We start from the raw sequence: 24,249 nt of genomic DNA, 5'->3' as shown, positions 1-24,249 counted from the left end.
GGGAGTCAGCGGCTCTCGAATCCTGGGCCACGGTACCCGCAGACCCGCTTTCCCGTGCAGACCGATCCGCGACGCACGCAGTGCGGAGTGGGGTGGAAGAGCGCTTTGTCACCGACGATGGTTGTGCGAGGGACGATCTTGTCTCGGACCAATGCCGCGTGAGTGGCGGGGTGGACATCTACTGGCTGGCGGTTGGAAGCCCGCTTTCTTTGCCTACTTTCTTTGCGGCGGCAAAGAAAGTAGGTGCTGCCCCGCACAGGGGCGAAGCTAATAGACCACTAAGAATACAAGGAGAGGCCAACGCCATAGGCAACCAGACAAAACACAACACCAACAGACCAAAAGCAAGCAAAGGCCAACGCCGTAGGCAAACAACCAAACAACCAAAGTCCAACACCACCACTTCAACCACCCACAACCCGCTGCCCGCAGGGCCCATCCTCCACCTTCCACCCCGCCGCATTCAGAACATCCCTCAACCGGTCAGCCCGCTCCCAATCCTTCGCACTGCGAGCAATTTCCCGCTCTTTAGCCAGCGCAGCAATCTCATCTGGAAGATCAAACTCGCCAACCTTCCAATCCGTCAACCGCAGCCCCAGCACCGCATCAAAACGATCCACAGTCGCGCGCCGCGTGGCCGTCGGCAAATCACTCCGCACCAACTCCCACACCACAGCCAGCGCCCGCGGCAAATTAAGGTCCTGGTTCACCTCAGCGTTAAACCGCACCACAAAACCCTCATCCGCCACACCACCAGAAGGCCAACCCGAATACACTTTCCGCAGGCGCTCCAAGGCGGCCTGCGCAGCACCCAACGCCTCGAAACTGAAACTCAACTTGCTTCGATAATGCGCCGTCAGGCACAGATACCGGTAAGCCAGCGGATCGACCCCACGATCAATAAAACTTTGCAAGTGCAGAAACTCGCCATTCGACTTCGACATCTTCCCGGCATCCAGCGTCAGAAAATGACCATGCATCCAGAAATTGGCAAGCCGCGTGCCATAGCAAGCCTGCGTCTGCGCAATTTCGTTGCTGTGATGGACGGCAACGTGATCTTCACCTCCGCAATGAATGTCAAACCTGGGACCCAGATATCTGGCCGACATTGCCGAGCATTCGATATGCCAACCTGGAAAGCCACGTCCCCACGGACTGTCCCACTCCATCTGGCGCGTGGAATCCTGCGGACTCAACTTCCACAACGCAAAATCCGTAGCGTGGCGTTTCTCGCCGACAGCAACCCGCTTGCCAGCCTGCAAGCCAGCGTGATCGAGACGCGTCAGATAGCCGTAGTCGTCCTGCTTGCCAGTGTCGAAATACACGCCGTCGGTCGTCCGATACGTGTAGCCCTTGCGCTCCAGTTCCGCAACAAATGCGATCTGCTCGGCAATGTGGTCAGTCGCACGGCACCACAGCGCAGGCTCCAGCAGATTGAGCGCGCGCCAGTCCGCCATGAATGCCTCCGTGTAGCGCGCCGCGATGTCCCATGCCGATGCCCCCATGCGGCGACTGCCCTTTTCCATCTTGTCCTCGCCGTCGTCGGCATCGGAAACGAGGTGGCCGACATCGGTGATGTTCACGATATGCCTCACGTCGTAGCCGTTTAGCACTAGTGCGCGCCGCAACACATCCTCGAACACATAGGTTCGCAGATTGCCGATATGCGCGTAGTCGTACACCGTCGGCCCGCAGCAATACAGACCCACGTGATCCGGCTCTATAGCAGTGAAAGGGCGCACGGTGCGCGACCAGGTATCGTACAAGGCGAGAGCCATCGGAAATCCCTATGCAAAGACAACCAAAACAAAAAGGCCACCGGTCTTTCAACAGGTGGCCTTCAGGGCTTGAACGTGACGGACGTAAGTCGACGCGCTAGACGCAAGCTCCCTCGGGCAGGCTTTGACAGCATGCGCGCGTGAAGTGAATGAGGGAGTGTGCCGTGATGTTCATGGAATCGATGCTAACGCGTGTCTATTTTCCGGTCAATCGATATTGCCGCGCTCGGCGGCCTCGACCGTCTGCGCGATCAGCGTGGAGATGGTCATGGGGCCGACGCCGCCCGGCATGGGCGTCACCGCTGCACACCGCTCGATGAGTCCGTCGTGCTCGATGTCGCCAACACCGCCGGGGTGATAACCCGCGTCGATGACGATCGCCCCGTCGCTGATCCATGCGCTACGAATGAATTTCGGCTTGCCCACCGCGCCCACTACTACCTCGGCACGGCGCACCTCGTCTTCGAGATTCACCGTCTTCGAATGGCATAACGTCACCGTCGCATTGGCATTCGTCAACATCAGCGCCATCGGCTTGCCGAGAATCGCGCTGCGCCCGACCACGACCGCGCGTTTTCCAGCGACATCGATTCCATAGTGGCCAAGCAGCCGCATGATGCCGCCTGGCGTCGCGGGTCCGAAAGCCGGTTCGCCGAGCGCCATCAAACCAAAGCCGTGACTCGTGACGCCATCGACATCCTTGAGCGTCGAGATTCTGTCGAAACAGTGGCGTTCGTCGACCTGCGCGGGCACCGGATGCTGCAGCAAAATGCCGTGCACATCGGGGTCCGCATTGAGGGCGTCGATTTCGGCGAGTACGTCTTGCGTTGTGGTGTTGGCGGGCAACGTAACCAGCCGCGAGTCCATGCCGACTCGACGACAGGCATTGCCCTTCATCCGCACATAGGTGGCAGAAGCCGGATCGTCACCGACCAGGATCGTCGCGAGGATCGGCGTGCGATTGCCGTTTCTCGACTTGAGCGCGGCGACCCGCGCGGACAGGCTGGCTTCGTTGAGTGTCGCGAGGGCCTTGCCGTCCAGCACCACGCATTGTGAATGAATCGCCATGGCACAACTCTCCGCAATTTCGCACGGCCATACACATGCCGACGATGTGGAAAAGAGGGCCATCATAACCCAGCGCAACATCCGCGCCACCTCGAGTACCTGCACACCTTGTCGCGACAACGTAGCGAGCATGTCTGCGCGTGTCGGACCCACGCGCTGCAATGTGACTGACAGGTAAGCTGGGTGGCGAGCCCACGCAGCTTACCGCACAGTCACACCGGCTAGCCGGCTACTGTCCCGTGTAGCCGACCGGTGCGGTCACATTGTTTTTGATCACCGTGGGGTTGGAGGACACCACGTAAATCGGCGACTCCGTCAGCGTCAGGTTCACCACACCATTGCTGTATGCCACCGAAGAAGGATTGCCCATCATGTCGATTACCGTCACATGACCGCTCGTCCCCGCCGAGTCCACCGTCAGCGCGTAACTCGTGCTGTAGGTCGGGCTATATGTGCCCGCCGAGGTCGGCCATGCGGTGTTGTTATGGGTCCACAACGCAGTGATCACCGTATTGCCGCTCAGTTGCTGGAATGCATAGCCGTAGACCATCGAAGGCAAGCCGTTCAGATGTCCGAGCGTCTGAGTCCCATCTATCACGCGCGTAAGTGCGGCAAATGCCATTGCCTCCGGCTTCGGACTCACATTGCTCGCGCCGTACTGCCCTTGCGGATCCACGATGTCGAAGAACGTGCCCTCTCCCACGTCGCCCGGATAATCCGAGCCATAGAAGAAATACGTGACCTGAGCCCCTTCACCGAGAATGATGAGATGCGCCCGCAAGGCCACCGCCGCCTGCCCATACAACTGGTTGGCACTCGGAGAATTCGGGCCGTACGCGACTCCCGAGTCATAGCTGATGCCAAGCTCAGTGGACCAGAGCGGCATGTTCGGCTTGAACGATTGCATCTGCGCACGCAGTTCGCGCATCTGCTGATCCAGTGCGTTCGCCACGTTGGCGGGGTTCGGATCCGTGTCGTACAGCTCAGGCGGATGGGCGGCATAGGTGCCGGCGTTGTAATACCCGTGCGTCGTCACGCCATCCAGATAGTTGCCCAGCCCTAACGGTACGTAGGTTTGCAGATAACCCTGGGTGCATGCCGTCTGGCAGTTCGCCGGGAAGACGTTGGTCGTACCCATCACCACCGCGTTGGGATCGGTCGAGTGCAAGCCCTTATAGACCGCTGCGTACATCGCGACGAAGTTGGCCGTTGAATCGGCCCATTGGGGTTCCCACGTCACCTGGTAGTAGTTGTTCTGCTGGCTCGGGAAGTAAGCCTGACGAATCGCCGCCGAGTCGGTCCCTACGCGTGCCATGTAGTTCTGGTAGTACGTCAGATTGCTCGGTGCGTTGGTATCGTCCTGAAAGGCGCCCGTCGGACTGGCCCAGCCCGGAATGCCGTCCAGCCGGATCAACCGCATGATCTTGCCATTGGTGTAAAACGGGTCGAGCGTGGACAGCGCCGGCGTGAACGTGTTTGGTCCGTTCGGCTCCATGGCGGAGAGCTGGCGGTTGTCGATAGTCTGCGAAATACCGAGGTCGGACAGCATCGGCCCATTGTCGTTGAAGCCCTGCATGCCGAAGCGGTGCTGCTCCTTGCGGGCATAGCTGACTGCCGGAATCGACGCGGACAGATTCGGCAAGATGCCGAAGGTCGCAATCCCGGTTGGCCGCGTACCGGCTTGCGGCAGCGTGCCGCCAGCGGAGGACAGTGTGGCCGTCAGCGCGAAGTAGCCCGCCACCGCGCCATTGCACGACATCGTGCTGGTCTGCGTGCCGGCCGTGACAGGGAACGAGCCACTGCCCTTGAGGTTGCCCAGCTGATCCTGCATCGACCACACAACCGTGTCGGCGGATGGCGCGGCCGTAATGAATGACACGTTGAACGCGCTGCCTTGCGCGAACATGCGGGTGCCGTCGCTCGTTGGCGTATCCGCCGTGATGAGGCCGTTCGCAGTGCCGCCCGCACTTGTAGTGGGTTTGGCGCAAGCGATCGAGCCGGTGGGCGTCGGCGTTGGCGTTGGCGTTGGCGTCGGTGTCGGTGTCGGTGTCGGTGTCGGTGTCGGCGTTGGCGTTGGCGTTGGCGTTGGTGTCGGTGTTGGCGTTGGTGTCGGTGTTGGCGTTGGTGTCGGTGTTGGCGTCGGCGTCGGCGTCGGCGTAGTCGACGCAAGAATCCAGCATGCCTTCGTCGCACCGAAATCAGGATCCGTACCGAACGACGTGTTCGAGCAACTCACGCCATTGGTAAACGTCTTCGTCACATTGTTGGCCGTCGCGCTGCCGCCGTATATCACCGGCTTGGTGCCTGTGAATGAGCAGAACCCATTTTCAACCGCGCACTGCGTGTACAGTCCGGATGAAGGCGGCGTCGATGTACTCCCCGACGCGGCATACCAGCAGCTCTTCGCATAGCCATACGCCGGGTCTGTCGCCGACACGATGCCGTTCGAGCACTGCACGCCGTTGGTGAACGGTCCGTTAATGGAGTACTTCAACGACGGACTCGTCGTGCCAAACACTACAAGCGCCGATCCCGTGAACGAGCACTTTTGATTCTCAGCAGCGCAATAGGTATAAGTGGTCCCATTAATGCTTAAGGAGCTCTGAGCATTAGCAGTACTACACATTGCCCCAGCAACGGGAACCATCAACATGAACAGGCGTTTCATTTCCAGCACTCCTGCGGTTGTTTACTGCAAGAACTGACGATGGGCAAGAACCCGGCCCCGGAAACGAAGCGCAAGCAATTTGTTATCTTCGGGAATGCAGATTGCTGCACCCCGTAGTTAAATCGCTTTCACTCGGAAAAAACGGACATTAGGAAGTGTTTTTCGGATCGGCTCGGACGTAACGCCTGGGCGAACGCCGCCACACCAATGATCCTGGTAGGATTTGGTCAGCATGGCTGGCCTGCTTCATGTGCAAGCCAAAATGGGAAATGCGCGTTAGCGCACGAACAAGGATAGATGCCGAATGACTGGCTCGCCAAGAATTTGCGAGCACTCCAATCAATAAAAATCGCAATGGCTTTGCCGCACGCTTTAGCCACAATCGATAGCCCCGCTCTCCACAGACCGCGCAAGCCTAGCTCGATACCGGTGCAACGGACCATATCGGCGGCGCGCCGACAAACGTTTTTAGTGCATCAATAAACGTTCGCAGTTTCGCGGATGGTTGCGCAAGCACCCTTAGCAGATGAATGCCGGTCTGCAAATGCTCCCCCGCCGAGAGCTCAGGCGACACATGGACAAGCGTGCCGGCGCGAATATCTTCACCCACCACCCAGTCAGGCAACAGGCCCAACCCCAGGCCTTCGAGCGCGGCTAACCGCAACGCGTCGAAATCGTCGCAACGAAACACCGCTTGACCGTCGGACTGCGCGACCGGATGCCCCAGCACGTCGCTCCAGCCGAGCAGATCCGCGCCATGCAGTTTGTCCAGCAAGCGGTGCTCGAGCAGATCCGCCGCGGCACGCGGTGCCGCGACTCGCGCCAGATAGCCGGGGCTCGCACACAGCACTCGCCGCTGTGTGGCAATGCGCGTCGCGATCAACGTGCTGTCGGCCAGCTCGCCAATCCGGATGAAGGCATCGAGCCGCTCAGCGACGGGATCGGCGAGACGCTCGGTCAGATCGAGTTCGACCCTCAACCCCGGATGCCGCGCGGCCAGCGTCGAAATCACCGGGATCACATAGCGCTTGCCGAAGGTCGGAAAGCACGCCACCCGCAATACGCCAGTGATCTCGCCTTTCATCGACGCGATCTCCTGCTGCGCGTCGTCCAGCTCGTCGAGAATGCGCCGCGCACGCGCGAGAAGCGCCTGCCCCGCCTCAGTCAGGTTCAGCACCCGTGTGGAGCGCAAAAACAGCGGCGTGTCGAGTTGCACCTCCAGCGCGTCGATCTGCCGGGCCACGGACGACGGCGTAATGCCGCGCCGCCGGGCCGCGCCCGAAAAACTGCCCTCGCGCGCGACGTCCGCAAAGACCCCCAGATATTCGGCAAATCGCTCGGTCTGCATTTGTGCGCTCCGCGCAAAGCCGTTGATGGCATTCACAGGATTATCACACGCGTCCTCGGGACTTAAGCTTCTCTCACGCCGCAACCTCTGCGGAAACCGCATAAGTCAGGAGAAAGCCGTGAGTAACGAATATGATCCGCTGTACCTCTTCATTGATGGCGAATGGATAGACGCCGCCCAGCGCGATACGTCGCCCGTCGTCAATCCCGCCACCGGCAGCGTGCTCGGCCACGTACCGCACGCAACCACCACAGACCTCGAGCGCGCACTGCATGCGTCGGAACGCGCGTTCCAGCTGTGGCGCGAGACGGCCCCTTACGAGCGGGCAAAGATCCTCAAACGCGCCGCCGAACTGATCCGCGAGCGCGCGCCGCATATCGAACGACTGCTCACGCTGGAGCAAGGCAAGGCGCTCAGCGAAAGCCGCTACGAAGTGGCAAGCGCCGCCGATTACTTCGAGTGGTTCGCCGAGGAAGGCAAGCGGACCTACGGTCGCGTCGTGCCGTCGCGCCGCCCGCAAGTACAACAATTGGTGAAGCGCCAGCCCATCGGTCCGGTTGCCGCCTTCACGCCGTGGAATTTTCCTGCCATCACGCCGTCGCGCAAGCTGTCCGCGGCGCTGGCGGCGGGCTGCCCGGTCATCATCAAGCCTGGCGAGGAATGCCCCGCCACCACACTCGCCATTGCACGCTGTCTGCAGGACGCCGGATTGCCTGCGGGCGTGCTGCAGGTCGTGTTCGGCGTACCCGACGCCATTTCCGCGCAGCTGATCGCCTCGCCGGTGATTCGCAAGGTGACCTTCACCGGGTCCGTGCCGGTCGGACGTCTGCTCGCCGCGCGCGCCGCTGAAGGCGTGAAGCCGATCTCGCTCGAACTGGGCGGCCATGGGCCCGTGCTCGTATTCGCCGACGCCGACCTCGATCAGGCCGCGCAACTCGGCGCCGCCAACCGCTTCCGCGGCACCGGCCAGATCTGTATCTCATCCACGCGCTTCCTGGTACAGCGGAGCGCCTACCCGGGCTTCGCGGAGAAATTCGTCGCCGCGACCGAGGCGCTGAAGGTAGGCGACGGCCTCGCTCCCGGCACGCAGGTCGGACCGCTTTCGAATCAGCGTCAGTTGGAAAAGATCGAAGCGCTGGTTGACGATGCGGTTCGACGCGGCGCCAGGGTGTTGACCGGCGGCAAGCGCCTCGACGGCCCCGGCTATTTCTACGCGCCCACGGTTCTCGCAGATGTCCCAGGCGAGGCACGCGTCATGCACGAAGAACCGTTTGGCCCGATCGCCCTGCTGCTGCCCTTCGACGAACTCGACGACGCGCTCGTCGAAGCGAACCGTCTGCCGTATGGCTTGTCGGCTTATATCTTCACGAGGGACGCACGCACGGCCATCCAGGCAGGCGATCGTCTCGAAGCCGGCATGATCGGCATCAACCACTTCAGCATGATCGTCAGCGAACTGCCGTTTGGCGGCATGAAGGAAAGCGGCTACGGCTCGGAAGGCGGCGCGGAAGGCATCGAGCATTACCTCACGACCAAATTCATCAGCCAGGTTTAAGCCGCATCTAACCCCATCCAGTTCTTTGCATTCTTTAGCTAGAGGATCACATGAAAGCCATTACCTTCGATCAGTTCGGCGCTGCCGATGTCCTGCAACTAGCCGACGTAGCAGAACCTGCTCTGCGTCCGCACGATCTGCTCGTGCGCAACCATGCGGCAGGCGTGAATCGCGCCGATCTCACACATCGCCGTGGCGGCTATGGCCGCCCGAATTTCGGTGACTCGGAAATCATGGGCCTGGAAATCGCCGGAGAAGTGATTGCCACCGGCGCGCAAGTCGAAGGCTTCAAGGTCGGCGATCGCGTGATGGGCATCGTGGGCGGCGGCGCGTATGCGCAACTCGCGCGCATCGATTACCGCATGGCCATGCCGGTTCCGCGCGCCCTTGACTACGTGCACGCCGCGGCGGTGCCGGAAGTATTCGTCACCGCGCATGAGGCGCTGCTTCACCTGGGGCGTCTGCAGTGCGGCGAGTCGGTGCTGATTCATGCAGCTGCTGGCGGGGTGGGCTCGGCGGCAGTACAACAGGCCCATGCGGTGGGCGCGCGGGTATTCGCCACCGCCGACGCGAGCAAGCTCGAACGCGTACGCGCCCTCGGTGCGGACGTCGTGATCGATTACCGCAGCGAAGACTTCGCTCAGGCGATTGCCAAAGCAACCGACGGACGCGGCGTCGATGTCGTGATCGACTTCGTCGGCGCACCGTATCTCGAGCGCAACGTACGCTCGCTGGCCGACGGCGGACGTCTGGTTCAGGTGGGCATCATGGGCGGCGCGGAAGCCGCGACCTTGCCGCTCGAGCGCTTGCTGTACGGCCATTTGCAGATTATCGGCACCGTGATGAAGTCGCGCCCGCAGCACGTCAAGCACGCCATGGTGCGCCGCTTTCGCGAGCACTGGCTCGATCAGTTCAAGGAAGATGGACTCACGCCAGTCGTCGATAGCGTCTTTCCGCTCGCGCAGGCAGCGGATGCACACCGTCGCATGGAATCGAACTTGAGCGTCGGCAAGATCATCCTGGAGACCATCTAGGCTTGTCCAGAGCCATTCAAGACATGGGGCAGTAGCGCGGCAGAGGATGTTTGATGCATGCCCAAAGCCCCGCTGAGAACCTCGTGATCGGCGTGACGCTGGCCACTTCCGCTGCCATGGTCACCGGCATCCATCATCAATCGGGACGCTATTACGCTGTGCTGCAGACCGTTGGCGCTGTTGCGACCGTGGCGATTCTGCTGGCGATCGCACGCACGTCGTGGTCCAGAAAGACCTTGGGCCTCGTGGCGTTTCTGTCTATTTGCCTCGGCGGCATGATTGCCGGGGCAAGTCCGAATGCATTCGGCTATGCGGTGGGCTTCATGCTGATCACCGGCTTCGACAAGATGTTCAACGTGTTTATTCGCAGCACGCGGCAGCAGATCATTCCGCCCCGGGACTACGGCAAGACTACCGGCGTCATCATTCTGTTGAACAACCTGACGCAGCCGTTGGCAGGCTTGCTGGTGGGGCTGTTCGCGGGCCGCGCGCATACGGGCCTGCTGATCGTGCTGCTGTCCCTGACAATGGGCGCTGTCGGCGCGGCGGCATCGGTGGCCGCGCCCTGGTGGCGGCAAAGGAGCGCGCGACGCGTCTAGCGCGAGCGCACCCGCCGCCTAGACGCTTTCCTCGGCCGGTGCGATGCGCACGCCCATGAACTGGCCGGCCTCAGGCGGCGCGCCGCATTCGCGCAACAGCGCACGCAGCTCGTTGATGACCGGAAATACTTCGTGGTTCCAGTCCGCTCCTTGCCGGTCATGTGCTTCCTGTTCGCGTTCGACGATCCAGCGGTCTTCCTTGAAAATGCGATCGGTAAACCACACCAGCAGCGGCCATGCGATATCCAGCGCGAACGGAATGCCGGGCCTGCGGATGGACAGCAAGCCGAACGTGCGATTGGTACGCTGCTCGCGATCGAGCGGCACATAGATGATCCACAGATTCATCACCAGCGTCGAATCAGACGTGCGAATCTGCAGCGTCTGATACGGGTAGTGGGTGCGGATCGTCATGACGTCCTTGTCATTGCCTTCGCCTTTTTTACGGCTCTTACCGAACACCAGCGCTTCGCCGACAGGCTGCTCGCCCGCCATGCGCGCGAACGTGTAGTCCACTTCGACCCAGCCTTCGCCGCGGCGCCGCCCGAGTGAACGCGCGCGCATCTGACCCATCTGCTTGCGGTGCAGGAACTGATGGTTCATGTCCATCAGATTCTCGTGCATGAACGAGTAATGGCACTTCACTTCGCGGCCGAAGCGGCGTGTCTTGTACGCCTTGTCCGCTACCGATGCGAGCTGGGGCAAGGCCTCGTCCGTCGCCAGCGCGGGGTTGCCGGGAAACACGAAGATCAGTCCTTCGACCTCGCGGCACGGGTAGGAACGCACGCCGTTGGGCAAACGCTCGCGGCCAAGGTAAGGAATGTCGATGCAGCTACCTGTGCAATCGTAGGTCCAGCCGTGGTAACAGCAGCGGATGGTTTCGCCGTCCACTACGCCCCCGTGCAGCGGCACCTGGCGATGCGCGCAGCGGTCTTCGAGGGCAAACACGTTGCCCGACTCGGTACGCACGAGCACGATGGGTTCACCCGCGAACTGCACGCCATGTGCCTTGCCGCGCTTGACTTCGTGCGACCACGCAAGCGGATACCAATGGTCGGGATGAATCGGAACACGGCGCAAATCCCGCACGGGCGCGCCCGAAGGTGCTGTGACGGGTGCCTCGAGAGACGTATCGGTACTGCGATCCAGCGGAGGAACTACATGCATGGGCGACGCCTCCCTGCGCTTCGAAACCTGGATGGGCCAACTCGACTAGAAGATGGGTGGGAAACCAACAACCGAACCCAGTCTACTAGAAGGTGGCAAAGGTATGTAATTGCTGACATCCCGATTACGAATTAGATCCCGCAACAGGCCTGGTCGCGTTATTTGAAGGCTGCGGGCGTGCCGGGACCGGCGCGCCAAACTTCGGCGCACCGGAATTTCTAACCCGCTGGCAAAGGAGGAGGGAAGGAATTGCCGTTCAGGCAAGGGCCCTGATGACCGGCCTGGTGTGCGGTCACTTCGGCGGAAAGCCGCGCTGCTTAGACACCGCTTTCGTCGTGCGAGACCAGGCCCGAGCGACGCTGCACGCCCCAGGAGCGGCCGCCGCGCAAATAATGCAGCCAGCCCATCAGCGCGCCGGTATGGCGGATGAGCTGGAACGTGAACGGCTCGGCAATCGCCGCCGCCACGCCCATCCACAGGCTGGAGCCGGAACGCTGGCCGGTCCAGCGCCGGTACAGATGAATACACCAGATGTAATAGGCCAGGTCGACGGCCGTCTTCAGGCCGATCACACCCAGCACGGCCAGCGCGATCCCACCGTGTCCGCCAAACGCGAAGGCGAGCAGCAACCCGAATGCCGTCAAGCCGTAGATGGGCTGCATGGTGTCGATCGCCTTGACCGGCAGCATCACCATGCCGAGCGTGCCGTAGCGCGGATTGCCGGTCATGTCGCGATTCCAGTATTGCGTCTGCAGGAAGCCCGCGAACCAGCGGCGCCGCTGCCGCAGGAAGGTTCCGAGCGTGGCGGGCGCGTCGGTGCGGCCCTGGGCATCGCCCACCACGCGCACATCCCAGCCCAGGCCGTGATCCACCGAATAGCGCCGCAGCCGATGAATCAGCTCATAGTCCTCCACCAGACACTGCGGATCGAAGCCGCCCACGTCCAGCAGCGCATCGCGCCTGAACGACGCAAAGGCGCCGGAGATCAGTAGCAGGCTGTCGGCACGCATCCACGCAAAGCGCGCAATGAAGTTGCGCATGTACTCGTAGGTCTGGAACCACTGGAATACACGGCCCGACACGCTTTTGCCGCACACCGGCGTCAGGATGCCTGCCGCCGCGACCAGCTTCGGCTCGTTCGCGAATGCGGCGCGCATCGCGTAGGTGGCGTTGTCGTCGAGGAGCGTGTCGGCATCGACGGTCATCACGGTGTCGGTCGTCATCTCCACGATGGCCGCGTTCAGCGCGCGCGACTTGCCGCCGTGCGGCACGCGCAGCCAGTACAGATTCGCGTATAGCGAACTCGGCGCGCTCAGTTTGCCGTCCGGCGCGGGCGTGAGGCCGAAACGTTCGGTGAGGAGCGCGGCGGTTTGATCGGTAGAGCCGTCGTCGGCGATCACGATCTGCGCGGGGCCATGCTTCTGCCGCAACAGCGCGGCGAGCGTCACCGGCAACACCGACGCCTCGTTATGCGACGCGACGATCACCCCCATGCTGGGCAACCTGGTTTCATCCGGCGCCGGATCGAGCGGCGGCTGCGCCCGCACGAGCGGCAGCGTCTTCCATGTCACGAACGCGAGCAGCAACGTGTCGTAGAGCACGTATGCAATGCCGGTGGACCATGCCACCACGCCTTGCAGAAAGAACGCACGTGCAAACAGCAGCAGCCACAGCACGACGACGCTCAGATGAATCAGCGTGCTCAACAGTGTGGTCGGCCGCGGCACGATACGGGGTGAGGCGAGCGCTAAGGCCTGTTCCAGAGTTCTCTTCAAAATAGCTACTAAGTCCGTCGAAACTGCGTTAACAAATAAATGTGAAAGGTGAGGCGCCTGAAATGCGCCAGACGCGAGGCCACTCGACTTACGGAATCATCCGCTTCAGCACCGACTTGCGATCGATCCATTGATGTTTCAGCGCACCGCCCACGTGCATCGCGAGCAGTGCATAGAGCGCGTAACCGAGCCACGTATGCAGCGCGCCGAAGCCGTTATGCAGGCTCTCCTTGAGCGTCGGCTCCAGGCTCATCACGTAACCGATACGCGGCCACGGCATCAGGTTGAACAGACGCATCGGATGAGTGGCGGCATCCTTCCATGCCGAATCATGCAGCCAGCCGGACAGCGGCAAACCGATCATCAACAGATAGAGCAGAAAGTGAGCGATGTGCGCCGCCACGCGTTCCCACGATGGAAACTCCGCCGGCAACGGCGGCGGCCGATGCGAGAAGCGCCACAAGATGCGCAGCAGCGCCAGACCGAGCACGGTAATGCCGATCGACTTGTGGGTGTCGATCACGAGGCGCACCCAGTCGTCCGGGATAGAATCGGCGCTCAACCCGAGCGCGACGTTGCAGATGATCAGAACCGCGATGATCCAGTGCAACGCCATCGCCGTGCGCGTGTAGCGCGACGGCGCCGGCGTGCCGGTCGCGTCGGAAAGCTGGGAGTTGGCCTGAGTGCTCATCGGTAATTCCGTCTAGATCTAGAAATAGGTCGTGCTTCAACGAGCCACTGCGAAAGCTGATTGAAACCAGTCTGGAGCCGCCATGCACGCACCAACATTGATATGGCAAACGCTTCGAAGCGCGCTTTTATTCCGCCAGAGCACGATCTTCCTATAAAACGCCCCCGTGCGTTGAACGGCACCTGCGGCCTTGTGTCACGCGGCGTGGACCGCCGGTAAAAATTCCGTATGCCGGAGATGCGCGGTCGGCCGTTATTATTTCGGCATGCGTGGCATAATCTGCGCCAATCATTGCTTCTTTCCGTGCTCAACGGGCAGCATGCTTCGTCTCCGTCTACAGAAAATCGGCAGCTGGTTGGGATTGCTTGCAATCCTGATGAGTACACTTGCGCCGACGGTTTCGCAGGCGCTGGCAGCACATGACCGGCTGGGCAACGCCCTCGCGACGTACTGTTCCGCTGACCCTGACAGCAGTCCGGTCGCGCATGACGGCAAGCCGTCTCAACCCCATGCATTCCACTGGCAAGCATGCGCCTATTGCGGCATGTTCGCCCACGCACCAGTGCTGCCGGGCACGGCTACGGTGTTTGCTGCCGCGCTCTCCATCGCGCGCGCACCGGTCGTCGAATCGCATGACGCGGTCTACGTCCCGCACTTCTACACAGCCGCGCAGCCACGCGCGCCTCCCGCTTTCTCCTGAGTCGACCGGTATCTGATCTTTACCTGAACAGAGCCCGCGCTGTGCAAGCAGCCGCGGGGTTTCGCCGCACGTCGTCACGCGTGCGGCGACGCATCTCGACAACTGGAAGAAGGACACAACCATGCGTACGCTTTTCAAGCGACACACGGCGCCTGCACGCGCCGCCCTGATGGCGGCGGCGGGCGCTGCCTGCCTTGCCGGAGTACCTGCCGCCGAGGCTCACTCGGTGGTCGGCGACCGCGTCTTTCCCGCCACGCTGACGGTCGATGACCCAGGCGTGAACGACGAATTCGACAGCCAGTTCGGCCACATCAAGACGCCGAACGACGACGGCGACAACATGAACGTCAACAGTGTCTCCTATGAATGGGACAAGCTGATTACGAAGAATCTCGCCTTCAGCATTGCCAGCGACTACGTCAGCCAGAACGCGCCGAACGGCGGCTCTGCCAAGGGCTGGGATAACGTCACGGTGGGCGCCAAGTACCTGATCTACGCCAACGCGCGGCACGAGTTCATGGCGTCGATCGGTCTCGAGGCTGAGATCGGCGGCACGGGCGCCAAGTCGATCGCGAACCCGTTTTCCACATTCACGCCGGAAGTCTTTTTCGGCAAGGGCTTTGGCGACCTGCCGGCTTCGCTTGGCTACCTGCGGCCCTTCGCGATTACCGGCGAAGTGGGCCCGAATCTGACGACGGCATCGTCGGATAACGGGCCCAATTCATTCGGCTGGGGCCTCACCTTGCAGTACAGCATCCCGTACCTGCAATCGCAGGTGAAGGATCTCGGTATCCCGCAGCCGTTCAAAAACATGGTTCTGGTGGTGGAAGCCCCCATGAGCACCTGCACGGAAGGCGCGTGCGCCGGTCAGACGACCGGAACCCTCAACCCGGGTTTCCTCTGGCTTAACCGCTATGGCCAGTTCGGCATCGAAGCACAGATTCCGGTCAATCATCTGAGCGGCAATCACGTGGGCGTGGTGTTCGACGCTCACCTGTTCTTCGACGACCTGTTCCCTAACTCTATTGGCAAGCCGCTCTTCAACTAAATGAAAACCTCCTTCCTGAACTCTTGCATGGCGCGCGGCCTCGTGGCCGCGCTGACGCTGACCGTCGCCCAGCTGGCACACGCGCATGCGTATCCCACCCACCAGGCGCCGTCCGCCGGCTCGACCGTCGGCACTTCACAGAAGGACGTCGCAATCGATTTCGATGACGGCCTCGAACCCGCCTTCAGCTCGATCACCGTCACCGACGCGCAGGGCAAATCCGTCACGAGCGACAAGTCCACCGTCGACGCATCCAACAAGAAACATATGTCCGTGGCGCTGAACCCGCTGACGCCGGGCGTGTACTCCGTAGCGTGGGTAGCGGTCGCGGAAGACGGCCATCGCACCCAGGGACACTACACCTTCACGGTGAAGTAGCGGTGGACCCGCTGGTTGTCGTGCAGATCGCGGTCCAGGGCGCCCAGGATGTACTGCTGGCGCTCGCGGCGGGCGCGCTCGCTTGCCATCTGTTGCTTGAGCGTTCGCTGCCGTTCGACTCCGCGGTCAAGGGGCGCGCGTTGGCGCGCGGGCGCCTCGCTGCGCTCTGCGCGCTGGTCCTCGCATGCGGCCTTTACCTGTGGCTCGAAGCTGCCGTGATGAGCGGATCATCGTTTGGCGCGGCAGGCGCAGCGCTCGGCGCCGTGCTGACGCAATCGCACTTTGGCATGGCGTGGGCGGTCGGCTGCGTCGGCGCCGTGTTTGCGTGCCTTGCAGGCGGCGCGCGTAACAGCCGCACGGCCTGGTGGCTCGCCGCGGCAGGCATGATCGTGTATGCCGCGGGTAAGGCCGCCGCCAGTCACGCCGCTGATGCAGGGGATTTCACGCTGCGTGAAACTGTACACGTCGTGCATCTGCTTGCAACGGCCTTTTGGGCAGGTAGCGTGATGGTTGCGGCTGCGCTGTTATGGCGTTCGCGCTTGACGACGGCTGCCACGCCCGCGCAACGCGTGGCGTTCTGCACGCAACTCTCGCATCTGGCGACGATTGCGCTTGGCGTGGTGATCGTCAGCGGCATCTATAACGCCACGCAGGACACGGCGCATCTCAGCGCGCCATTGCTAAGCGTGCTGTATGGACGCGTCCTGACGGTAAAGCTCGTGTTCGTCACGCTTGCCGTGCTGCTGGGCGGCTACAACCGGATGATCCATCTGCCGCATCTTCAGGCCGCGGCGCAGGATGACGATGCTTATCGCGATGCGCAGCATGGCTTCGACCGGCTGTTAGCGGTAGAAGCGATTGCCATGCTTGCAGTGCTGATTGCTGCCGGCGTCCTGGGGCATACGTCGCCTTCGGGCGGCCAGACGTAGGGATGCGCCGGACCGAGTGCCGGCGCGATCTTGCGGCCTGCCTGGCGCAAGCCTTGCGCAGGTTCTTCTTCAGCGGCGCGCAATCAGTGCCACTGATTCCACCTGCTCATCGAGCCACCCGTCCGATGCATGCGATTCGAGCAAGGTTCTCGCGCGTGCCAGCAATTCGTCGAGCCGCGTGCCCAGCCGTTCACGCGACAGGCTCGACATGGACAGCGCCCGCATAATCAGCGACTCGACCGCCACACGCCGTATTTCGATGATCGACACGCGTTCCAATGACCTGAACGCCGACTGCAACAAGATATGTTCGTGAGGCTCCCAGCTATCGGACTTGCGTTGCTCGCGCGCCGGATCGGTTTGCGCGTATTCGTCGAGCAGCGCTCGATACTCCGTGAGCCATGGCGTAATCGGATCGTCGAGCTGCGAGGTCGCGAACAGCACTACCGCGCCTTGCGGATCGATCAGTGTGTTCAGGCGCGCGAGCGTGTCGTGCCGGTCCATCCAGTGAAACGCACGGCCGATGACCGCGATCTGAAACCGGCCCATTTCAGGCGACAAATCGTAGGAACTGCCCCGCCGGTATTCGATGTTCGGCGCAATGCCCGCGCCAAGTTCACTGGCGATGCGCAACATCTCCGGCTCCGGATCGATTGCAACGCCTGTGCCGATCCACGTCGAAAACGCCAGCGACAGTGGCCCCGGCCCGCAACCAAGGTCCAGCAGACGCTGGGTGCCGTCGAGTCTGCATATTTCCGCCACACGGCGGATCAGGCGCGGCGCGTATGCAGCGCGTCCGGCCAGATAATGCGCAGCGTTGCTCTTGAAGCGGTCGGGAATGAAGGGAATGGGCGTCGTCATGTGCGGTTCCATTGAAGCCGCGCGACAGAAGCGTAGACGCGAGAAAGAACGCGGCGCACGGCTTACAAAGTATGCCGCGCTGTCGCGCCTCGTGTCGAGGAAGAACAGTATTTCATTCTACGGAGCTCACGCCTCGCCGTAGCGCTGCATCATGTTCGACGCTTTGCGAAACGGTAATGCGCAACGCCCCATTCATTGCCGTTCGCGTAGCCGAACAGCTCAGCCACCGCCATATAGAACATCCGCCAGCGCTGAAACCAGATCGCCGCATCACGCGTGCCGTAGGTGTGAACGAGCATCGGCATCACACGCTCGTGCGCTGCGTCGAGTGCTGCAAGCCATTGATTGGCGGTGCGCTCGTAATGCGTGCCGTTCACGCGCCATTGCCGCTCCACGCGCAGATCGTCCTGGAAATTCAGCAGCAGATTTTGCGACGGCATCGTGCCGCCGGTGAAGAAGTATTTCGACATCCAGTCGCTGCCGTCCCGCACCTGAAAGTGATACGCGAGCGTGCGATGGGCGAACATATGCACGAACAGCTTGGCGTCAGCGCGCATCCAGCGTGAAAGTTTGGCGAGCAACAGTTGGTAGTTTTTCATGTGCTCGAACATCTCGATGGACAGCACGCGATCGAAGCCGCCGGCAAGTTCCGCTGCGGCGAATTCGAAATCGACGATGTTGCCCGTCATCACCGTCAGGTTGCTCAAGCCACGTTGCCTCGCGCAGGCTTCGATGAACGCATGCTGTCCATGCGAGTTCGATAGCGCGACGATCTGTGAACGCGGATAGCGCGCCGCGAGCCACAACGACAACGAACCCCACCCGCAACCGAGATCGAGAATGCGTTGACCGTCCGCGAGTTCGGCGCGCTGTTCGTACACGTCTAACATGGCCGTTTCAGCCTGCGCGAGCGTCTCGTTGCCTTGCGGATACAGGCAGCACGAATACTTCAGATGCGATCCCAGATGCGCATGAAAAAACGACGCGGGCACTTCGTAATGCTGCGTGTTGGCCGCTTGCGTTTCGATGGCGATGGGACTCGCACGCAATTCATCGAGCAAGCGGTTCAGTCGTTGCGCGCGCAACTTACCATCGTGGATACCTTCGATGCGCAGACGTTGCGCCATCAACCGGCGCATGCCGAGACGGACCAGCACATCGGGCAGCCAGCCGCGCTCGCAGCAGCGGATCAGCCAGTTGTCGCCGCTACGGGCGGGCGTGGTTGGCGGCAGCGCGCGCTCAAGGGTCGAGAGGCTCATCCGGCAGGCTCCTTGTCTGGTCTGAATGCGTGTTGCGTGCTGTGGCCGGCATGCTTATTCGCCTCTCGGGCGACGCGGCGGCCACGGAATCAGCGGGCTCGTCGTGCGCATGTAGTCGGCATAGCCGGGCCGGCGCCTCGCGAGGCTCGCTTCGAGCAGCGGAATGCCCGAAAGCTTGAGCAGCAACCACGCCATCAATACCGGCGGCAAGAGCGTGAGCCAGACCCACGGCGAGCCGATCGACAGAATCAGGTACGCCACCCAGTGCACGCACTCGAAGAAATAGTTTGGATGCCGCGAGTAATGCCACAAACCCACGCGGCAAACTTTGCCCTGACTGGACGGATCGTTCTTGAAGTGCCGCAATTGCCGATCCGAAATGGCTTCGCCCGCCACGGAGACGATCCAGACCAGCACCGCCAGCACGATCCATCCCGTGGCCGGCGCGCTGCTGCGATAGGCGGGCACCAGAAAGGCCACCGACAGCAGCATCGAAACAGCGACTTGTAGCTGGAAAAACCAGAACATCTTGCGCGGCGCGTCAGCGCCCCATGATTCGCGAAAGCGGTGATACCGCTCGTCTTCGGGCTGCCCAAAATTGCGGCGCCACAAATGCGTGCCTAACCGTGCGCCCCACACGAGCCCCCCGAGCGCCGCGAGCGCGCGGCCCGGCGTATTGCCTGTGCCAACCACGCCGTACCAGAGCGCAACGGCGCCGAGCGAATAAGCCCAGACCGGATCGACCATGCCGGCATTGTCGGATTTCAGTTGCCAGGCCCACACCGCGGCGAAGACGAGCACGAGCGCGACCAGAGCAAGCACGGCGGCGAGGACAGACGGCATGGCATGCTCATTCAATGACGATGCAGGTTATACGCAGGAGCCGCGGCAATGGATGCGCTCCCCAAGGTTGGGCTGCCGGCACGGCAAAACGGCGCGTGGTAACCTCGAACGGGGTTGCCGATACCAGCCTTACGTTCGGCACAGCCCCGTGGCCGCGGGACATCTGCTTCTCCACACCCGCTGTAATCAAACATCAAACCATTTGAAAGTCGCAACAACCGTACGGTGGGATGACCCTCCGCTAGCCGGTGCTCGCGACGCGTAGCAACAGGCTTCTGCTCATGTCCGCACCTTCGCAACCGCGCTTTGGCGCACCTTTCACCGCCCTGCTTGCCGCCGCCTTGTTCGGTGCGACCACGCCGCTTGCCAAAGCGTTGCTCGGCACGTTGTCGCCGTTCATGGTGGCGGGGCTGTTCTACCTCGGCAGCGGAGTCGGCCTTGCATTGGCGATGCTCGTGCGCCGAATCACGCAAAGCCAGCGCGAGCGCGCCAACGAAAGCCGCCTTCATCTGCGCGAGGTCCCGTGGCTGCTCGGCGCGATCGCCACAGGTGGCGTCGCGGGCCCCGCGTTGCTGATGCTCGGGCTGAACGCGACGCCTGCCGCCACCAGTTCGCTGTTGCTGAACCTCGAAGGCGTGTTTACCGCGTTGATTGCGTGGATCGTGTTTCGCGAGAACGTCGACGTGCAAGTGTTTCTCGGCATGGTCGCGATCGTTGCGGGTGGCGTGGCGTTGTCCTGGCATCCCGGCGCGGCAGGCTTGCCGCTCGGCGCCGTGCTGGTGGCTGCCGCGTGCGCGTGCTGGGCAATCGACAACAACCTGACGCGCAAGGTCTCGACCAACGACGCGATGGTGATTGCCTGTCTGAAGGGACTCGTGGCGGGTTCGGTGAATTTCGTCATCGCGCTGCTGCTGGGCGCGCACGTGCCGCATGTCGGCACCCTCGCCGCAGCCATGTTGACCGGCTTCGCAGGATATGGAATCAGCCTCGTGCTGTTCGTCGTAGCGCTGCGCAATCTCGGCACCGCGCGCACGGGCGCGTATTTTTCCGTGGCGCCCCTCTTCGGCGTGACGCTGTCACTGATACTGTGGCCCGAAATTCCGCCGCTGCTATTCTGGGTCGCGGCCGCGCTGATGGCGTTCGGCGTGTGGCTGCATATCCGCGAACGCCACGAACATCCGCACACGCACGATGCGCTGGATCACAACCACCGGCATCGTCACGATGAACATCACCAGCACGTGCATGATTTCGCGTGGGACGGCGAAGAGCCGCATGCCCATCCACACCGCCACTCGCCCATTACGCATACTCACGCGCATTTCCCGGATATTCATCACCGGCATTCTCATCGGGCATGAACCTGACGGACGGTGATCCGTACCTTTCAGAGTCCTTTGGAAGAATATTTTTGACGCGGAAGCACGATAGTCCGATTCAATTGGCATCTGAGCTTTTCACATCCTGTAATGAAACTCCTCACCGTTGCAGTTTCCTCCTGCCAAACCCGGAGAATTTCATGGCTCAGCCCCAGACCAATGTCGACGAAGTAGTACAGGCCATCGCCGCGGAAACCAACACACCCTCGGAAACGGTCTCGAAGCTCTACACCGACACTGTGGCCCACTACCAGACTGATGCCCGTGTGTTCGACTACGTGCCCTTGCTGGCCGCCAAGAAAGTTCGCGATACGCTGCGGCATACGGGGAATCGACGCAATTAGCGCGCCGCCGCGGCCGCTCGTTGGCCGCGCAATCTGCGGAGGCCCGCCGCCAACGCATCCGCCGGCTCGGGCGCAATCCCGGGTCGGCGCGCATCGAATCGCTGCGCTGCGGGCTCTCCCTTATGGGATGACGAGACGTGCTGAGCCCTGTCATGGCGCCATCCCGATGCGTGCGCGAATGACCTCATGCACATCGCGGTGGCGTAGCGACGTATGCGGACGCATCGTCAATCGTCAGATGCATGCTGCCACCGGACGGTGAAAGGGTGAGCGGATTGCGCGTATGCGGCTCGATCGCGGTCATTTGCGCAGCGAGCATTTAGATCCACCGGCCGCTTGCGCCGTCAATGTCGCGCATATTTCCCTCTTCAATGCAATCGGCCAGCGCGGCCTGCGGGGCAACGCGTCCTTGCCGGGCGGTCTTGCTTTGCAGGGCGTTGACCTGCGCGTCATATCCGCCAGCACCACCGCAAAACCCATTCTGACCGCCCGAACCATCGCGTTGCTGAAGGTGCCGAGATAGCCATCTGGCGTCCCTGCACAGCCCGCATCGATCGCAACCCTTTTCGGATTTATCTCACAGACGCGCACCCAGCCTTCCACTGATGATTTTGAGCTTGTAGTGACTAAAGCCACTGCCGCAACGCCGGTTGCTTTACTGGCCGGTCGTTTTCGTCTACTTCGAGGAGGTATGGAAATGTCGGATCAGCAACACCTTAAGGGCACGATGTACGCGTTTGCGACGCTCGGCGCGCGCACCGAGCGCGGCGGATACGTGACGAGCGCGACCACGGGACTTTCGATCTGCAACCTTGAAGTCGCGGGCGTGGGTGATGTCGTCACCTACCGGGACGGCAGTGAAGCCATCATTATCGACGGCTCCGGGTGCCTGTTCTCGTCGGGCGGAAAATGCGCCGCCCTGGTGGGGAGCAGTCTGAGCAATGGCGACAGGATTGCATTTACACCGTGGGACGATAGGGAAAGTGGCGTGGTCGTTGCTTACAGAGATCAGCCGGAGGGGCTGTTCGATCCTCACTACGTGCCGCCACCCTGCGAGCCGGGATACCGCTTCGCGTTGCGCGGCGCGACGACGGCGCGTGGAGGTGTCTTGCTCGAAGCTGGCGGTAATTGGAATGTCAATGGACGGCTCGCGCAGATCGGCATTCTTGGCGATTTCGTGAAGTATGCAGATGGCACGACCGCGAGTATCGTTAGCGGACTTTCGCTAGTCCACAGCGGCGATTTCGTGCCGTTTGCTTTCGTCGGCAGCGAGCTGGATAACGGCGACACGATAACGGATAGCCCTGAAAGAAATGGCGTAGCCCGGCGCGACATGTTCGAAGTTGTGAAGCGCCCGACGCTCGCGCGTGAAGGCGAAACGGCATGATTCGCTATTTTCTCGCTCGAGGTGACCGGGGCGGCAGCGCCATGATTACGGAAGGACTCGAGGACGTTACCTGCTCGGATCCACCGCCCCGCGTACAGATCGCTACGCTATACATGAAAACGTATTGCACCGCGTGTAAGCGCGAAGGCTTTATTTCACCAAGAGGGCCGCGCCGTGCCGGCACAGGTCCGAATGGGAAACAGTGGGCGCTCAGCGGCGATATCAACATCTGCGGCTGCAACCCAGCACCGATCTTCTATGCCGAGCGCGGCATGACGATGACCTTCACGGCGTGGGAAGCGGCAGCCCTGATGGGGAAAGACGGTGCCACTTCTCCAGAGGAAACGGGCGCTGAACGATATGACGAGCAATTCACGTTGACCGATTCCACAGGTCGCCCCCTTGAAGGCATCCGTTACCGCGTGCGCATTAATTCTGCAATCGTCCTAAGCGGTATCACAGACGCGAACGGTAAGACGCAGCGCATCTCTACAGGTGCAATAAAACGGCTTCGCCTCGAAGTTGCTGCGTTATAAGCAAGCTGAAGTATGCCTGGCACTTGCTATGCACCGGTCGACGACGCGCCACTAAGCGGCGCAAATAATCGAGCTTGTGCAAGCAGTTCATGGTGCTACGTTGAAGACGACAAGGACCAAACACAATGAGTGATTCTGACGGTAGCAATCATTACAGTTTTCACGAAGCCGAAAATGAAGAGTGGATCGAGGTCCACTCGGCCGCCGTAACAAATACAAATCCAGGATCGACGGTTCATGTGACTATCAACACGACGCCGATCTGCCCGAATATGAGTAATGGGGATTTCCGGAAACTAATAATTCGGTTGCGAGATACTGCACTGGTACTAATAAGGGAAAGAATCGCCGACGTAACGCGATGGGATCAAACGGCGCAAGACAGAGCAAAAATCTGGTTTGGGCGCGCAGATGAAGCGCTAAGAGCCAGGTTGCACGCTGGCCTGCCAAAGCTGGCAGCAGCAATGCAGGAATTGAAACCGGAAAACATAGTTAGATGGGATAAGCAAGCAAACCAAAACCTCACTTGTAGCATCGTCCCTGACTCGGGTCATAACGACGCAGCGGTGTGCAAACCAGATTCAGCGCGTCGGATGATCGCAATCTACTCTCATTTTTGCACGTTACCCGACGTTTATGTTTCTGGTAATTGCAAATTAAATACGATAATTCACGAATGTTCACATTATATTGATACATTCAACTCGCAGGACATCAGTTATGGGTTTGGTCGCGCACTTTCCCGGTGGGGTCAAAATGCGTCAGAAGAGGCGTGGTGCAACGCTGATAGCATCGCGTGTTACGTGGCACATTTCGATGACGTGCAAGACTTCCTGAAAAAGAAAATATGGTAATTAAATCGAAGAAAAATCCACGTTGGTTCGCTGCAATCTTATTCGCGT

23 protein-coding genes and 1 pseudogene are annotated in these 24,249 nt (G+C 61.3%); 14 read left to right on the top strand and 10 right to left on the bottom strand.

Annotation, left to right across the window (positions count from 1 at the left end; genetic code table 11):
• Positions 1 to 404: 404 nt before the first annotated feature.
• The 3 genes from cysS to VGH41_RS14300 form a co-directional block, all read right to left on the bottom strand.
• Positions 405 to 1,778 carry a cysteine--tRNA ligase gene (gene cysS, locus VGH41_RS14310; protein WP_331598100.1) on the bottom strand — a complete coding sequence of 458 codons (1,374 nt, stop codon included), beginning with the start codon at positions 1,776 to 1,778 and terminating at the stop codon, positions 405 to 407.
• A gap of 207 nt (positions 1,779 to 1,985) precedes the next feature.
• A complete protein-coding gene (locus VGH41_RS14305; protein WP_331598099.1) occupies positions 1,986 to 2,846 on the bottom strand; it encodes a tetrahydrofolate dehydrogenase/cyclohydrolase catalytic domain-containing protein in 861 nt (286 codons plus the stop codon).
• A 229-nt stretch (positions 2,847 to 3,075) separates the two neighbouring features.
• A complete protein-coding gene (locus tag VGH41_RS14300) occupies positions 3,076 to 4,716 on the bottom strand; it encodes a hypothetical protein (protein WP_331598110.1) in 1,641 nt (546 codons plus the stop codon).
• On the opposite strand from VGH41_RS14300, the gene VGH41_RS14295 reads away from it, so the two are divergent.
• Positions 4,715 to 5,257, top strand: coding sequence for a hypothetical protein (locus VGH41_RS14295; protein ID WP_331598098.1), 543 nt, complete (start codon positions 4,715 to 4,717; stop codon positions 5,255 to 5,257). The two genes, VGH41_RS14300 and VGH41_RS14295, sit on opposite strands and share 2 nt — an antisense overlap.
• Positions 5,258 to 5,929: 672 nt before the next feature.
• Here VGH41_RS14295 and VGH41_RS14290 read toward each other — a convergent pair.
• On the bottom strand, positions 5,930 to 6,862 hold the full coding sequence (locus VGH41_RS14290) for a LysR family transcriptional regulator (RefSeq protein ID WP_331598097.1): 933 nt from the start codon (positions 6,860 to 6,862) through the stop codon (positions 5,930 to 5,932).
• Positions 6,863 to 6,980: 118 nt separating this feature from the next.
• Here VGH41_RS14290 and VGH41_RS14285 point away from each other — a divergent pair, with 118 nt between their 5' ends.
• From VGH41_RS14285 to VGH41_RS14275, 3 genes and pseudogenes are all read left to right on the top strand, one after another.
• Positions 6,981 to 8,417, top strand: a complete 1,437-nt coding sequence (locus tag VGH41_RS14285) for an NAD-dependent succinate-semialdehyde dehydrogenase (RefSeq protein WP_331598096.1) — start codon at positions 6,981 to 6,983, stop codon at positions 8,415 to 8,417.
• A gap of 50 nt (positions 8,418 to 8,467) precedes the next feature.
• Positions 8,468 to 9,451 carry an NAD(P)H-quinone oxidoreductase gene (locus tag VGH41_RS14280; RefSeq protein ID WP_331598095.1) on the top strand — a complete coding sequence of 328 codons (984 nt, stop codon included), beginning with the start codon at positions 8,468 to 8,470 and terminating at the stop codon, positions 9,449 to 9,451.
• A 71-nt stretch (positions 9,452 to 9,522) separates the two neighbouring features.
• Positions 9,523 to 10,050: pseudogene (locus VGH41_RS14275) on the top strand (MFS transporter); the annotation flags it as partial.
• Positions 10,051 to 10,068: 18 nt separating this feature from the next.
• On the opposite strand, the gene VGH41_RS14270 reads toward VGH41_RS14275, so the two are convergent.
• The 3 genes from VGH41_RS14270 to VGH41_RS14260 form a co-directional block, all read right to left on the bottom strand.
• On the bottom strand, positions 10,069 to 11,217 hold the full coding sequence (locus tag VGH41_RS14270; RefSeq protein ID WP_331598094.1) for an aromatic ring-hydroxylating dioxygenase subunit alpha: 1,149 nt from the start codon (positions 11,215 to 11,217) through the stop codon (positions 10,069 to 10,071).
• A gap of 317 nt (positions 11,218 to 11,534) precedes the next feature.
• Positions 11,535 to 12,992, bottom strand: a complete 1,458-nt coding sequence (locus VGH41_RS14265) for a glycosyltransferase family 2 protein (protein WP_331598093.1) — start codon at positions 12,990 to 12,992, stop codon at positions 11,535 to 11,537.
• A gap of 88 nt (positions 12,993 to 13,080) precedes the next feature.
• Positions 13,081 to 13,683, bottom strand: coding sequence for a cytochrome b (locus VGH41_RS14260; protein ID WP_331598092.1), 603 nt, complete (start codon positions 13,681 to 13,683; stop codon positions 13,081 to 13,083).
• Between the two features lie 376 nt (positions 13,684 to 14,059).
• Between VGH41_RS14260 and VGH41_RS14255 the strand changes: the two genes are divergently transcribed.
• From VGH41_RS14255 to VGH41_RS14240, 4 genes are all read left to right on the top strand, one after another.
• Complete coding sequence (locus VGH41_RS14255; RefSeq protein ID WP_414696654.1) at positions 14,060 to 14,383, top strand: DUF2946 domain-containing protein; 324 nt, start codon at positions 14,060 to 14,062, stop codon at positions 14,381 to 14,383.
• Between the two features lie 121 nt (positions 14,384 to 14,504).
• Positions 14,505 to 15,431 (top strand): hypothetical protein, encoded by a 927-nt coding sequence (locus VGH41_RS14250; RefSeq protein WP_414696653.1) that lies wholly within the window; start codon positions 14,505 to 14,507, stop codon positions 15,429 to 15,431.
• The gene (locus tag VGH41_RS14245) at positions 15,432 to 15,809 is read left to right on the top strand and encodes a copper resistance CopC family protein (RefSeq protein ID WP_414696652.1); all 378 of its coding nucleotides are present in this window, start codon (positions 15,432 to 15,434) and stop codon (positions 15,807 to 15,809) included.
• A gap of 2 nt (positions 15,810 to 15,811) precedes the next feature.
• The gene (locus VGH41_RS14240) at positions 15,812 to 16,738 is read left to right on the top strand and encodes a copper resistance D family protein (protein WP_331598090.1); all 927 of its coding nucleotides are present in this window, start codon (positions 15,812 to 15,814) and stop codon (positions 16,736 to 16,738) included.
• Positions 16,739 to 16,807: 69 nt separating this feature from the next.
• Here the strand turns inward: VGH41_RS14240 and VGH41_RS14235 are convergent, their stop codons facing one another.
• The 3 genes from VGH41_RS14235 to VGH41_RS14225 all read right to left on the bottom strand — a co-directional run bounded on the left by VGH41_RS14235 (position 16,808) and on the right by VGH41_RS14225 (position 19,701).
• Positions 16,808 to 17,599: a class I SAM-dependent methyltransferase gene (locus VGH41_RS14235; protein ID WP_331598089.1), complete on the bottom strand. Its 792-nt coding sequence runs from the start codon at positions 17,597 to 17,599 to the stop codon at positions 16,808 to 16,810.
• A gap of 149 nt (positions 17,600 to 17,748) precedes the next feature.
• A complete protein-coding gene (locus VGH41_RS14230; RefSeq protein WP_331598088.1) occupies positions 17,749 to 18,858 on the bottom strand; it encodes an SAM-dependent methyltransferase in 1,110 nt (369 codons plus the stop codon).
• 54 nt (positions 18,859 to 18,912) lie between these two features.
• Positions 18,913 to 19,701 (bottom strand): DUF1295 domain-containing protein, encoded by a 789-nt coding sequence (locus tag VGH41_RS14225; RefSeq protein ID WP_331598087.1) that lies wholly within the window; start codon positions 19,699 to 19,701, stop codon positions 18,913 to 18,915.
• 281 nt (positions 19,702 to 19,982) lie between these two features.
• On the opposite strand from VGH41_RS14225, the gene VGH41_RS14220 reads away from it, so the two are divergent.
• The 6 genes from VGH41_RS14220 to VGH41_RS14195 all read left to right on the top strand — a co-directional run bounded on the left by VGH41_RS14220 (position 19,983) and on the right by VGH41_RS14195 (position 24,201).
• Positions 19,983 to 21,062, top strand: a complete 1,080-nt coding sequence (locus VGH41_RS14220) for a DMT family transporter (protein WP_331598086.1) — start codon at positions 19,983 to 19,985, stop codon at positions 21,060 to 21,062.
• Between the two features lie 158 nt (positions 21,063 to 21,220).
• A complete protein-coding gene (locus VGH41_RS14215) occupies positions 21,221 to 21,424 on the top strand; it encodes a DUF3562 domain-containing protein (RefSeq protein WP_331598085.1) in 204 nt (67 codons plus the stop codon).
• A 283-nt stretch (positions 21,425 to 21,707) separates the two neighbouring features.
• A complete protein-coding gene (locus tag VGH41_RS14210; protein ID WP_331598084.1) occupies positions 21,708 to 21,947 on the top strand; it encodes a hypothetical protein in 240 nt (79 codons plus the stop codon).
• Positions 21,948 to 22,046: 99 nt separating this feature from the next.
• Complete coding sequence (locus tag VGH41_RS14205; RefSeq protein ID WP_331598083.1) at positions 22,047 to 22,811, top strand: PAAR domain-containing protein; 765 nt, start codon at positions 22,047 to 22,049, stop codon at positions 22,809 to 22,811.
• Entirely contained in the window at positions 22,808 to 23,347 is a 540-nt protein-coding gene (locus VGH41_RS14200) for a hypothetical protein (protein WP_331598082.1), read from the top strand. The genes VGH41_RS14205 and VGH41_RS14200 overlap by 4 nt, the downstream gene beginning before the upstream one ends.
• Positions 23,348 to 23,472: 125 nt before the next feature.
• Positions 23,473 to 24,201: a M35 family metallo-endopeptidase gene (locus VGH41_RS14195; protein ID WP_331598081.1), complete on the top strand. Its 729-nt coding sequence runs from the start codon at positions 23,473 to 23,475 to the stop codon at positions 24,199 to 24,201.
• The last annotated feature ends 48 nt before the right edge of the window (positions 24,202 to 24,249 follow it).

Origin of the sequence: Paraburkholderia sp. (assembly GCF_036488795.1) — a bacterium.
GTDB lineage: Bacteria > Pseudomonadota > Gammaproteobacteria > Burkholderiales > Burkholderiaceae > Paraburkholderia.
The sequence above is the reverse complement of the archived record's forward strand: the minus strand, read 5'-3'. Positions and strand labels throughout refer to the sequence as shown.

Bases quoted from the DNA above. Each gene is read 5' to 3' on its own strand.
- VGH41_RS14260 (WP_331598092.1), bottom strand. From the start codon at position 13,683: ATGAGCACTCAGGCCAACTCCCAGCTTTCCGACGCGACCGGCACGCCG.
- VGH41_RS14250 (WP_414696653.1), top strand. From the start codon at position 14,505: ATGCGTACGCTTTTCAAGCGACACACGGCGCCTGCACGCGCCGCCCTG.
- VGH41_RS14195 (WP_331598081.1), top strand. From the start codon at position 23,473: ATGAGTGATTCTGACGGTAGCAATCATTACAGTTTTCACGAAGCCGAA.
- cysS (WP_331598100.1), bottom strand. From the start codon at position 1,778: ATGGCTCTCGCCTTGTACGATACCTGGTCGCGCACCGTGCGCCCTTTC.
- VGH41_RS14215 (WP_331598085.1), top strand. From the start codon at position 21,221: ATGGCTCAGCCCCAGACCAATGTCGACGAAGTAGTACAGGCCATCGCC.
- VGH41_RS14245 (WP_414696652.1), top strand. From the start codon at position 15,432: ATGAAAACCTCCTTCCTGAACTCTTGCATGGCGCGCGGCCTCGTGGCC.
- VGH41_RS14235 (WP_331598089.1), bottom strand. From the start codon at position 17,599: ATGACGACGCCCATTCCCTTCATTCCCGACCGCTTCAAGAGCAACGCT.
- VGH41_RS14200 (WP_331598082.1), top strand. From the start codon at position 22,808: ATGATTCGCTATTTTCTCGCTCGAGGTGACCGGGGCGGCAGCGCCATG.
- VGH41_RS14270 (WP_331598094.1), bottom strand. From the start codon at position 11,217: ATGCATGTAGTTCCTCCGCTGGATCGCAGTACCGATACGTCTCTCGAG.
- VGH41_RS14220 (WP_331598086.1), top strand. From the start codon at position 19,983: ATGTCCGCACCTTCGCAACCGCGCTTTGGCGCACCTTTCACCGCCCTG.
- VGH41_RS14230 (WP_331598088.1), bottom strand. From the start codon at position 18,858: ATGAGCCTCTCGACCCTTGAGCGCGCGCTGCCGCCAACCACGCCCGCC.
- VGH41_RS14295 (WP_331598098.1), top strand. From the start codon at position 4,715: ATGAATGACACGTTGAACGCGCTGCCTTGCGCGAACATGCGGGTGCCG.
- VGH41_RS14280 (WP_331598095.1), top strand. From the start codon at position 8,468: ATGAAAGCCATTACCTTCGATCAGTTCGGCGCTGCCGATGTCCTGCAA.
- VGH41_RS14255 (WP_414696654.1), top strand. From the start codon at position 14,060: ATGAGTACACTTGCGCCGACGGTTTCGCAGGCGCTGGCAGCACATGAC.
- VGH41_RS14305 (WP_331598099.1), bottom strand. From the start codon at position 2,846: ATGGCGATTCATTCACAATGCGTGGTGCTGGACGGCAAGGCCCTCGCG.
- VGH41_RS14225 (WP_331598087.1), bottom strand. From the start codon at position 19,701: ATGCCGTCTGTCCTCGCCGCCGTGCTTGCTCTGGTCGCGCTCGTGCTC.
- VGH41_RS14290 (WP_331598097.1), bottom strand. From the start codon at position 6,862: ATGCAGACCGAGCGATTTGCCGAATATCTGGGGGTCTTTGCGGACGTC.
- VGH41_RS14210 (WP_331598084.1), top strand. From the start codon at position 21,708: ATGCGGCTCGATCGCGGTCATTTGCGCAGCGAGCATTTAGATCCACCG.